This window comes from Vibrio sp. 10N.222.46.A1 (assembly GCF_041473595.1).
In the GTDB taxonomy this organism is placed as follows: Bacteria; Pseudomonadota; Gammaproteobacteria; order Enterobacterales; family Vibrionaceae; genus Vibrio; species Vibrio tasmaniensis_A.
In genome coordinates, this window is sequence record NZ_JBFRSN010000978.1 from 1 (window position 1) to 536 (window position 536).

General features: G+C 34.3%; 1 pseudogene. It reads left to right on the forward strand.

Annotation, left to right across the window (positions count from 1 at the left end):
• A pseudogene (locus tag AB4496_RS22765) lies at positions 1 to 310 on the forward strand (RHS repeat-associated core domain-containing protein); the annotation flags it as partial.
• Positions 311 to 536: the final 226 nt, after the last annotated feature.

A 536-nucleotide genomic window follows, 5' to 3' on the forward strand; every position in this document is an offset into this window, starting at 1 on the left:
GTATGTGGATCCGGATGGGCGTTATAAGTCCAGGCCATACAATCCGAGTCCTACCGACCACTTGATATATCCACCTCAAAAAAATAGCCAATGTTATTATGATTGTTATGAAAAGGCAAAGGCAGCGATGTCACCAAGGTCTGCAGTAATGGATCAAGCACCACACAATAAATCTCTTTCATGTAAACAGCCAACGCAAAAGTGGAATGTATTTGATAAAGAAAAGAGGTCAGCAGTTCAGGATCTTATCGAAGAACTATATGCAGAAGTTTCTTGTGATATTGAATGTTCATTAAATACATTATATTGAAGGACTAAAATGAAATTAGAGTATATGAATTTGAGCAGGAACTTCAAACCAAGAGTGAAATCATGCAGAGTCTTTCTGTGCAGTTATTTAATTAGGGATTATGTAAATGAAATTTAAACAATTCATTCAAGTTGCAATGATGTTGTCATTTGTAGAAGCAACTTACAACTTTATTTATGACTTTTTGTATATTGAATTTACAAATGATAATTTGGTTTTGCTCGGC